This is a genomic window from Thalassotalea algicola (assembly GCF_012932965.1).
Taxonomy (GTDB): Bacteria; Pseudomonadota; Gammaproteobacteria; order Enterobacterales; family Alteromonadaceae; genus Thalassotalea_F; species Thalassotalea_F algicola.
Genome location: NZ_JABBXH010000002.1, coordinates 873,987 through 883,274 on the forward strand (window position 1 = coordinate 873,987; position 9,288 = coordinate 883,274).

8 protein-coding genes and 1 tRNA gene are annotated in these 9,288 nt (G+C 39.3%); 1 reads left to right on the forward strand and 8 read right to left on the reverse strand.

The window, feature by feature from the left end; genetic code table 11:
- Positions 1-28: 28 nt before the first annotated feature.
- From HII17_RS08580 to HII17_RS08605, 6 genes are read right to left on the reverse strand one after another with little or no spacing between them, the layout of a single operon-like run.
- Positions 29-1,834 carry an acyl-CoA dehydrogenase gene (locus tag HII17_RS08580; protein WP_169074913.1) on the reverse strand — a complete coding sequence of 602 codons (1,806 nt, stop codon included), beginning with the start codon at positions 1,832-1,834 and terminating at the stop codon, positions 29-31.
- A gap of 19 nt (positions 1,835-1,853) precedes the next feature.
- Positions 1,854-2,615, reverse strand: coding sequence for an SDR family NAD(P)-dependent oxidoreductase (locus tag HII17_RS08585; protein ID WP_169074914.1), 762 nt, complete (start codon positions 2,613-2,615; stop codon positions 1,854-1,856).
- Between the two features lie 35 nt (positions 2,616-2,650).
- Entirely contained in the window at positions 2,651-3,682 is a 1,032-nt protein-coding gene (locus HII17_RS08590; RefSeq protein WP_169074973.1) for a phosphotransferase family protein, read from the reverse strand.
- 2 nt (positions 3,683-3,684) lie between these two features.
- Positions 3,685-4,893, reverse strand: a complete 1,209-nt coding sequence (locus HII17_RS08595) for an acyl-CoA dehydrogenase family protein (RefSeq protein WP_169074915.1) — start codon at positions 4,891-4,893, stop codon at positions 3,685-3,687.
- A 26-nt stretch (positions 4,894-4,919) separates the two neighbouring features.
- Positions 4,920-5,687, reverse strand: a complete 768-nt coding sequence (locus tag HII17_RS08600; RefSeq protein WP_169074916.1) for an SDR family oxidoreductase — start codon at positions 5,685-5,687, stop codon at positions 4,920-4,922.
- A gap of 12 nt (positions 5,688-5,699) precedes the next feature.
- A complete protein-coding gene (locus tag HII17_RS08605) occupies positions 5,700-6,392 on the reverse strand; it encodes a histidine phosphatase family protein (protein ID WP_169074917.1) in 693 nt (230 codons plus the stop codon).
- Between the two features lie 127 nt (positions 6,393-6,519).
- On the opposite strand from HII17_RS08605, the gene HII17_RS08610 reads away from it, so the two are divergent.
- Positions 6,520-7,425, forward strand: a complete 906-nt coding sequence (locus HII17_RS08610; RefSeq protein WP_169074918.1) for a LysR family transcriptional regulator — start codon at positions 6,520-6,522, stop codon at positions 7,423-7,425.
- Between the two features lie 89 nt (positions 7,426-7,514).
- On the opposite strand, the gene HII17_RS08615 is transcribed toward HII17_RS08610, so the two are convergent.
- Together HII17_RS08615 and HII17_RS08620 are read right to left on the reverse strand one after the other, a co-directional pair.
- Positions 7,515-8,702 carry an immunoglobulin-like domain-containing protein gene (locus HII17_RS08615; RefSeq protein ID WP_169074919.1) on the reverse strand — a complete coding sequence of 396 codons (1,188 nt, stop codon included), beginning with the start codon at positions 8,700-8,702 and terminating at the stop codon, positions 7,515-7,517.
- A gap of 496 nt (positions 8,703-9,198) precedes the next feature.
- A tRNA-Met gene (locus tag HII17_RS08620) sits at positions 9,199-9,275 on the reverse strand.
- Between the last annotated feature and the right edge of the window lie 13 nt (positions 9,276-9,288).

Here is a 9,288-nt window from a genome sequence, read left to right on the forward strand (position 1 = left end):
TTGTTATGTTTAGTTTTAATTTAGAGAGCTAGAACCAGTCAGTATTCATTTGATAAGTCGTATCATCGAGTGTTGTTAATAACAAAGACCAATGATTAATCTGAGGAAGTTCGTATCGATAGAAATATTGCATGGCTTGCAGTTTGCCACGATAAAACTGCTGTTCATTAATATGAAGTTCTTCTTTTAACGCAGCGCTAGCAATAACAGCTTGTTTTAGCCAAATCCAGCTGATAACTATATGGCCAAACATTGACAGGTATTGCACTGAGTTAGCCAATACTAAGTCGATGTTTTCAGTACCCATAGCTTTCAATAAAAAATCGGTAGTTTTATTTAGTGTAGTTAATGCTTCCGCTAATTGATTTGCATATGCTGCCAATGACGGTTCTGCGTTACCTGCGGCAATGGTTTTTGTAAATTCGGCAAGTATGGCTTTATACCCTAGCATGTTATTCATCGGTACTTTTCGTGCTAAAAGATCTAGCGACTGAATGCAGGTAGTACCTTCATGTATTGGGTTTAAACGATTATCTCGGTAGAACATTTCTACTGGGTGTTCATTGATATATCCGTGCCCCCCCAAAACCTGAATAGCAAAGTCGTTGGCTTTTGGCCCGTATTCTGATGGCCAAGTTTTAATAATTGGTGTAAGAAAATCGAGTAGGGTATGAGCGTGTGCTTTAGCTTCGTCAGTTTCCGCTGTTTTTTCATCATCTGATAGCTGACTACCTAAAAGTACTAATGCTAAAGCACCTTCAGCATAGGCCTTTTGTGCAAGGAGCATTCGTTTGATATCGGCGTGCTCAATGATATTAACCATTGGAGAATGAGGGTCTTTACAAGAAGGTAATCGTCCTTGTGGGCGGTTATTGGCATAGTCTAGCGAATACTGAAAACCGCCTACGGCAATTGCCGCAGCACCAGAGCCAACCATCACCCTAGCTTCATTCATCATGTGAAACATGTATTGAAGCCCTTTATTTTCTTCTCCGACTAAATAGCCTACTGCGCCACCTTTTTCTCCGAAACTTAATGCAGTAGAGGTTTGAGCTCGTCCGCCCATTTTGTGAAATAAACCAGCTAGTGCGACATCATTTTGCTTACCAATACTGCCATCGTCACTCACTAAGAATTTAGGTACGACAAACAGCGAAATACCTTTTGTTCCTTTAGGCGCGCCCTTAATTCGAGCTAGCACTAAATGAACGATATTTTCATTTAAGTCATGGTCACCACCAGAAATAAATATCTTGTTGCCAGTAATTTTGTAGCTGTCGTCTTCTGACTTAATTGCTGTTGTGGTTAGGTCTGCAAGTCCTGAACCCGCACCTGGCTCGGTCATTGCCATAGTTCCTGCGTAACGTCCCTCTCTTAGTGGTTTCACCCACTTTTCGATGAGCTCTTTACTTCCATGGGCTTGCAGTAAATTTGCATTAGCGGTGGTTAGCATGCTGTAACCAAGCGCAGTTCCTCCTGCAATAGTTAAATAGGCACCGGCAACATTGGCAATAATTGGTGGTAATTGCATACCGTTAAATTCATAGTCGGCCGTTGCTGAAGGGATGCCTGATTCTTGTAGTGCATCGAGTGCCGGCTTTAATTCTTTAATAAGGTGTACTTTTTTGCCATCAAACGTAGGTTGTTGATTATCTAACTTATTACGGATAGGAAGAAAGTGTTTGTCTGCTATTTGCTTAGCAGTATTGATAACTTCATTAAACGTCGTTCTGTCGTGGTCTTGGTAACGTTGACGGTTACATAATGATTCACTGTCGAATAGTTCATACAACAAAAAATCAATATCACGCGCGTTAATCATAGGTGCAGTCATTAGTTAAGTCCTTGCTTATTTAGCCCGCGGAAACGCCGCCGTCGATAGCGATACATTGACCGTTCATGTAGGTATTTGCTGGAGATAGTATTAGTAACATTGCCGCTACAATTTCTTTAGGATCTGCTAAACGTTTCATTGGTGTACGACGAGCCAGTGTTTTTCTTCCCTCGTCATCAGATACGTCTGTAACCATATTGGTTAAAGTAAAAAATGGACAAATAGCATTGATACGAATATTTGCTGCAGCGTATTCAAGGGCACCGGACTTGGTTAAACCAACAACTGCGTGTTTGGCCGCAGCATAGGAAGAAATTGTTGGAGCACCACCAAGACCAGCCATTGAGCTGACATTTAAAATGACGCCCCCGCCTTGCGTTAACATCTGTTCTATCTGGCTTTTCATTCCAAATTGAACACCTTTGACGTTTACGGCAAATTGTTTATCCATGGTGGCTTCATCAGTTAAATGAAGAGGAGAAAACGCTGGAGCTACACCTGCGTTATTAACTGAGATATCTAATCGACCATAATTTTCAACAGCAGCGCTGGTTAATGATTGACAATATTCGCTGCTAGATACATCTCCAGCAAGGCTTATTACGGGATAACCATCGGCTTTTAGTGTTTCGGTAACATCTGCCAATGCCTCTGACTTTATGTCGCCTAGCACAAGCTTTGCCCCTCTTTTTGCTAATTCAATGGCAAGTAATTTACCTAAACCTTGAGAAGCACCAGTGATTAGTGCGACTTTATCTTGAAAATTTAACATTGAATCCATGGTACCTTCCTTTATTCTCAATCTTATTTTTGTCGTTATTCGTTTATGGCGTGATGCGCCATTTGGGCAAGTGGCTTAACAAAGCTACCCACTTGAGCTGCATTTTTATTTGATGCATTGCCTTGAGTAGCACGCTTGGCTACACCTTGGCATATCGCCGCCAACCTGAAGAAACTGAATGCCAAATAAAATGACCAGTTGTCGATTCGTTCAATATTCATTCTTTGACAATATTGGCTGACATATTCTCGTTCCGTAGGAATACCGAATTGATGGCGATTTTTGTTTCCTAAACCATCTATTTTACCCATTCCTTCAGGTAATCTAAGTTGCATACATTGATAGGCTAAGTCTGAATAGGGGTGGCCTAATGTCGATAATTCCCAATCAAGTACCGCCTGTATCTCACTCGTTCCTTTTTTGAAAATTAAGTTGTCTAGTCTGTAGTCGCCGTGTACTAAGGCTATTTGACCATCATCATTCGGTTGATTTTTTTCAAGCCATTGATAGAGGGTATCCATTTCTGGAATTGGTTTTAATTCGCTCGCTTTGTATTGTTCTATCCACCGATTAAGTTGTCGTTGAAAATAATTTCCCGGCTTTCCGTAGTCACTAAGACCCACTTTGTTTACATCGACTCGGTGAATATTTGCTAGTGCCTGATTCATGTTGTCGTACATCGCTGTACGCTGATCATTGCTAGAAATAGTTTTTAACGCTGCATCCCAATAAATATCACCGTCGCAATATTCCATTAAGTAAAACATTTCACCAATTATATTAGTATCGGTGCATAAGTGATAAGGCTTGGCAACAGGTACATTGGAATGGTAAAGCGCTTCTAAAACTTTAAACTCTCGATCTACCGCATGAGCCGATTTAAGTAACTTCCCGGGAGGTTGTTTACGTAGCACGAAAGATTTTTCACCGCATGTTACTTTATACGTAGGGTTAGATTGGCCACCATCAAATTTCTCTAAAGAAATTGAGCTTGAAAAGTCAGGGATATAGTTAACAAGGTATTCTCTTAATATGTCTGACTTTTCAATAATGTCTGCATTTGTCATCACTATTGAAACTGCCTTGCTAAGTTTCTTCCTAACTGCATCATATGCACTTGATCAGGGCCATCGGCCAAACGTAACGTTCTTAATCCTGCATACATATGTGCTAAGAAAGTATCTTGTGATACGCCTAGTGCTCCATGAATTTGAATCGCTCTGTCGAGTACATCTAAAGCCATATTGGGGGCGACAATCTTGATCATCGCAATTAAGTCTTTGGCTTCTTTGTTACCAACAGTATCCATTTTTTGCGCGGCTTTAAGAGTCATTAAGCGTGCTTGTTCAATTTGACATGCAGAAAGGGCTATATCTTCTCTTACCGATTGATTCTTGATCATTGGTGCGCCAAATACTTCTCGTTCATTAACTCGTTTGCACATCATGTCGAGCGCTCTTTGTGCAGCACCAATAGAGCGCATGCAATGGTGTATTCGACCAGGACCTAAACGTCCTTGAGCTATTTCAAATCCACGTCCTTCACCAGCAATAATATTGCTTGCTGGCACTCTTACATTGTCAAAAATTATTTCTGCATGACCTTCTGGCGCATCGGAATAACCAAATACATGCATTGGACGGACGATGTTTACACCAGGGGTATTGGTTGGCACTAAAATTTGCGATTGTTGGATGTGGCGATTTTCGTTGGTAGGGTCAGTTTTGCCCATTACAATTAAAATTTCACATTGGGCACGACAGGCACCACTAATGTAAAATTTTCTACCATTAATTACATATTCATCGCCGTCTTTTTCGATTAGGGTCTCAATGTTGGTAGCATCACTTGAAGCAACTTCTGGTTCTGTCATTGCAAATGCTGAGCGAATTTCGCCAGCTAACAATGGTTTTAACCACTTTTCCTGCTGAACTTTGTTGCCATATTTTGCTAAAACTTCCATATTACCAGTGTCAGGAGCAGCACAGTTAAATACTTCAGGTGCCCAATGAACTTTACCCATTTCTTCAGCTAAAGGAGCGTACTCAAGATTAGTGAGACCACCACTAAACTCCCCATAACTCGCAGGCATAAAGAGGTTCCATAAACCTTGTTGCTTTGCCAGAGCTTTTAACTCATCTAAGAGAGGTGGTGTCGACCATGGGTTTTCGGCAATTTGTGCCTGCATCGCATTTTCATTTGGAAAAACATGTATTTCCATAAATCTTTTAACTTGGCTAATGAGGCCGTTCACTTTTTCAGAATATTCAAAATCCATTGTTTGCTCCTTACTTTGTAATAGCTTTAGCCTAGTAGATATCCGCCATCTACATTAATTGCAGCACCTGTTGTATAACTCGCGGCATTAGATACTAAATAGAGTACTGTACCAGCCATTTCATCGGGCTCTGCTACTCGCTTCATCGGTACATGTGCCATGGCTTGTGCTAATATTTTTGGGTTTTTAACAAGCGCAGAAGCAAATTTAGTATCTGTAGCACCAGGAAGTAAGGCGTTGACCCGAATATTAAATTGCGCACATTCTTTGGCGAACGCCTTAGTCATTGAAATAACGGCAGCTTTAGTAATTGAATAAATCCCTTGTAAGTCTCCAGGAATAACGCCGTTTACAGAAGCGACATTAACAACAGTGCCCCCGCCATTTTCTTTCATAATGTTTGCTGCTTTTGTCGACATAAAGAAATAGCCACGAATATTCACATCGACAGTTTTATCGTATGCAGCTAGGTCTGTTTCCAAAATATGACCAAAATATGGATTAGCCGCTGCATTATTAATTAAAATATCGAGCTTTTTGTGTTTGGCTGTAATGCTATTAAATAACGTACCTATTTGCTCCATATCACCTATGTGACACGCGATAGCTTCTGCACTTCCACCAGCTTCTAAAATTTGGTTTACAACCGCCTGACAACCATCAATTTTTCGACTTGAAACAATAACGTGAGCACCATAAGCAGCTAAAGTTTTGGCTATATGTTCACCTATGCCACGACTGGCGCCTGTAACTAAGGCAATTTTACCTGTTAAATCAAATAAGTTTTTATTCATCGTTAATACTTCCTATCTATATGTCGACCAACTCGCACCTACTTGTTCTAAGTGGCGGTAGTTGTTGAAATAATCTAAAGAGATTCGATCAACTGAAAATAGTATTTTAGTAACCCCTGTATTGCGTAGTTGTTGCATAACGTTTAGACATTGCTGATCACTTAATTGTAGAAGGTGCTGGATAATCACGGCGATTACACCACCTGACGTAAAGGCAATAATTTGCTGTTCTTCAATTTCTCTATCTTCAATAATTCTATTGAATGCTGAAATACATCGGCTTTTAAACGTAGACCAATTTTCTTGATAATGCTGACTGTGTTGCTTATCTACCCATGTTGCCAAAGCTTGGTTAAATGCTTTATTTAAAGCTTCTTTTGGAGAGGGCAATTTGGCAAAATAATTAATGACATCTTGCTGGTTTTGCCAGTGAGGCTGTGCACTGATCAAAATGTCATTGTGATCAAACTCGTTTAATCCTTTTAACACATTGACAGCAGAATTCAGTTTTACTTGCTCATTAAATGCCTGGAATGTTTGGGTATGTCGCCTTAATAATCCAGTATAAATTTTTTCTGGTCTTGGCAATGTTTGCCAACTTTGCCCTAGCATTACACCTTGTTGGCGGCCTTTTTGTGTTAGTTGATCGTATTCGGGCTCTCCAAAAGAGGCCTGTCCATGTCTAACTAAATAAAGGGCTGCCATAAAACTCATTAATATTTTTGTTTTTATCTATGTTATGAACCTTATCTTAATAAGACAAATGAATATTAGTAATCGCAAATTATTCGTGATATGAATAAAAGGTGAGTGAACATCTAGGAATATCAAAATGAAAATGGATCTCAATTTATTTATAGTATTTGAGGCTATCTATTGTGAAGGCAATATTAGTAAAGCTGCATCGGCTTTGAATTTATCTCAACCTGCTGTCAGTCATTCTTTGGCTAAATTACGGGACCAATTTGAAGATAGGTTGTTTATTCGCCAAGGCAATCAGATGAAACCTACGGCTTTGGCAAAAAACGTTATTGGTGATATTCGTGAAGCCTTGCATCAACTACATACTAGCTTATATCAATCACAAAAATTTGAACCTGCAACTTCACGAAAATATTGTACGGTTTCTATGCATAGTTCACTAGAAGCGTCTTACTTACCTTTTTTCGCTGATCAATTAATGGCTGAATCTCCTAATATGAATTTTACTTCTAAGCGCGTTCGAAGAAGTGAACTGGAGAATAAGTTAGCAAGTGGTGATATAGATTTAGCGATTGATATACTATTACCAGTAAGTAGTAATGTTAAACATCAGCAATTGACTAAAGACCGTTTAGTAGTCGTAGCCAGAGAAAACCATCCAATATTTACCGGAAAGTTAGATTTGCAAAGGTACTTAAGCCAAACCCATGTAATAGCGTCAGCACGCACTTCTGGGCCAAGTCTAGAAGACTTTGAATTAGGTCGGTTGGGAATTCAACGTAAAGTAGGGCTAAGATGCCAACATTTACTGTCAGCTTGTCGAGTCATTGCAGATAACGATATGTTATTAACCTTGCCTGAGAACTCGGCAAAAATGTATCGTGAGTTGTTACCAATTGGTATCGCAACTTTGCCAATTGAATTACCTCCATTAGATGTTCATGTTTATTGGCATAGCAATGTTGACAAAGATCCGGCTAATGTTTGGTTGAGAACTAAGATAATTAATTCTAAAGGACTTTCAATAAAACGTTAGCGTATAGAGCTGATTAATAGAGTGTTTAGTTACTATAATTCAGCTCGATTTTACGTTGTTTAGTAAAAAGCATTACAAATACTTTAGTATTAGTCCTGAGTTTTACTGTGGCTTAACAACCATTGATAAACACTTGGAGAATATTCATCATATCGACTGTCAAATTGATAATTTGAACTGCCACCCGCTAACCCTGATAAGCTGAAAATACTATCATGTAGATTGTGATCTGCGCCTTCTACTAAAGTAAGCTTAGGTAAAGTGGTTGGTTGACAATTATCAATGATTTTATTGTATCCAGAAACGCTTCTACCATGAGCGATTACTTCATCAGAAGTACCATGAAATAACCATATTGGTGTATTTTCAATATCACAGAATTCTCTCGGTATGGTGTTTCCATATGGATAGCCACCTGAAACTGAGACAACAGCCGCTACTTTGTCAGCATGTTTGGTAGTGTAATCGTAACTTGCTAAACCACCCTGACTCCATCCTGCAAAGTAAACTCTACTCGTATCAACGTTATAGGTATGCAACGCATATTCTACGAAGACGTTGAAGCGAAAAACGTTATCGTAACCATCGATGAAGCCAAAATGCGGAGTTAAAACGATAAATGGTAATGTCTCATCCCATTGGCCATTTTGCATTAAAGTAGGCGGGCCACCGTTGTCTGCGACATAGTTAAGTGCGTTTATTGGGTCAGTACCTGTTCGCTCAGTATTTACACCATTACCGTGGTTATAAATGAGTAAAGGGTATTTTTTATCTGGGTCTAACCCATAATCAGCTGGAAGGTGTTCTAAATATCCAAAATTAGCTTGAGTTGATAAAATAGGTCTATGGCTTAAAGACTCTGGTTTTTCATTGTAAACTCTGACAATTCTGTTTATTTCGACAGCATGATTACCATCGCTATCAGTTAATGTATACCTAACGATATAGTCACCAATGCTATTGGTATCGATATTATGTTCTATCTTTATTAGATGGCTAATATCTCCGTCTTTTTCGTCAATACCTACAGCGCCTTTTTCAATATAGTCTTCATTAATATTCAAGATTTCTATGTTTTGACCAACTAACGTTAAATCAGGGTCTCCATCAGATGTCTCTAAATCAGGAAATGGTACTTTCCACCAAATGTCTTCAGGAGCGATGGTTTGTGTTGTAGGTACTAGTCCTTCTGCAGCTCCTTCGGTATTACAGCCATTTAGAAAGATCGCAAGAGCTATGGAGGCTGTTACGCAAGCCGCTGTTTTTCTTCTTATCATTATTAACTTCTCATTAAATTACTACTGAAGCACTTAACCGTACCGATAGATAAAATGCTAGTTATGATTGACAGACGGGGCTAAAGGCGTGATAAGCGGCAGAAATTAACTGTTAAATAATTAAATACGAATGATAAAGCGTAATTAGGACGGGCATTTGTATTTTTAAAATTAGTTTAGGGAAGGTTTGATGATGAATTGAAATGTGAAGAATAGATTACTCAAGTTAAATAGAGCAAACTGATGAGCTAAGGTCGTAAATTATTACAAGTATTAGTTTTAAAGGGAAGATAAGTGAGAATAGGTTGCGGGTGCCACTTTCTTTGAAGTGAGCGAACTGACGACCTAAGGTCGTAAATTATTACGAGTATTAATTTCAAAGGGAAGATAAGCGATAATTGGTTGCGGGAGCCACTTTCTTTGGAGTAAGCGAACTGACGACCTAAGGTAGTAAATTATTATGAGTATTAGTTTCAAAGGGAAGATAAGTGAGAATTGGTTGCGGGAGCCAGATTTGAACTGACGACCTTCGGGTTATGAGCCCGACGAGCTACCAGGCTGCTCCATCCCGCGTCCGAATGACCTA

Coding starts and splice junctions, on each gene's coding strand:
- HII17_RS08610 (WP_169074918.1), top strand. CDS start 6,520: ATGAAAATGGATCTCAATTTATTTATAGTATTTGAGGCTATCTATTGT.
- HII17_RS08580 (WP_169074913.1), bottom strand. CDS start 1,834: ATGACTGCACCTATGATTAACGCGCGTGATATTGATTTTTTGTTGTAT.
- HII17_RS08595 (WP_169074915.1), bottom strand. CDS start 4,893: ATGGATTTTGAATATTCTGAAAAAGTGAACGGCCTCATTAGCCAAGTT.
- HII17_RS08615 (WP_169074919.1), bottom strand. CDS start 8,702: ATGATAAGAAGAAAAACAGCGGCTTGCGTAACAGCCTCCATAGCTCTT.
- HII17_RS08600 (WP_169074916.1), bottom strand. CDS start 5,687: ATGAATAAAAACTTATTTGATTTAACAGGTAAAATTGCCTTAGTTACA.
- HII17_RS08605 (WP_169074917.1), bottom strand. CDS start 6,392: ATGGCAGCCCTTTATTTAGTTAGACATGGACAGGCCTCTTTTGGAGAG.
- HII17_RS08585 (WP_169074914.1), bottom strand. CDS start 2,615: ATGGATTCAATGTTAAATTTTCAAGATAAAGTCGCACTAATCACTGGT.
- HII17_RS08590 (WP_169074973.1), bottom strand. CDS start 3,682: ATGACAAATGCAGACATTATTGAAAAGTCAGACATATTAAGAGAATAC.